The following is a 693-nucleotide window of genomic DNA, read 5'->3' as shown; positions in this document are numbered from 1 at the left end:
TGCGCCGAGAACGGTCTCTCGCATCCTGGCCCGACAGGGCATCCCGCACCTGGCCCGCCTGGACCCGATGACCGGGGAACCGATCCGCGCGTCGAAAACCACCACGATTCGTTACGAGCGAGACCGTCCCGGTGAGCTCGTCCACATGGACGTGAAGAAACTCGGCCGTATCCCCGATGGCGGCGGCTGGAAAGCGCACGGCAGATCACGGCGAGAAGAGACCTACCAGCGCACACAACCGGTCGGTTACGACTACGTGCACTCACTCGTCGATGATCACTCGCGACTCGCGTACTCTGAGGTCCTCCCCGACGAGAAAGGTACGACCTGCGCGGCGTTCTTGGAGCGTGCGATCGCGTACTTCGCTGCCCGTGGGATCACCCGCATCGAGCGTCTCATCACGGACAATGCGTGGGCCTACCGGTACTCGCTCCGTCAGGTCTGTGCCGACCACGGGATCCGGCAGAAGTTCATCCGCCCGCACTGCCCCTGGCAGAACGGGAAAGTCGAACGCTTCAACCGCACCCTGCAAACCGAGTGGGCCTACCGGCGACCCTACGCCACGAACACGGAACGCACGAGGGCGCTTGCACCCTGGCTCGAGTTCTACAACACTGGACGCTGCCACTCAGCCCTGAGAGGCTTCCCACCGATCAGCCGACTGGAACCAACGTCCTGACCGGGTACAGCTAG

Annotated in this window: 1 protein-coding gene; it reads left to right on the top strand. The window is 63.9% G+C overall.

What is annotated here, in order from left to right; all coding sequences use genetic code 11:
• Positions 1 to 679: IS481 family transposase (locus tag ACFQND_RS12210; RefSeq protein WP_377413605.1), on the top strand; the 679-nt coding region annotated here is incomplete at its 5' end.
• Between the last annotated feature and the right edge of the window lie 14 nt (positions 680 to 693).

The sequence above is a fragment of the Polaromonas aquatica genome (assembly GCF_042659145.1).
GTDB classification, from domain to species: Bacteria; Pseudomonadota; Gammaproteobacteria; order Burkholderiales; family Burkholderiaceae_C; genus Polaromonas; species Polaromonas aquatica.
Note: the sequence above shows the minus strand (reverse complement) of the source record. Positions and strands in the feature narration are given on the sequence as shown.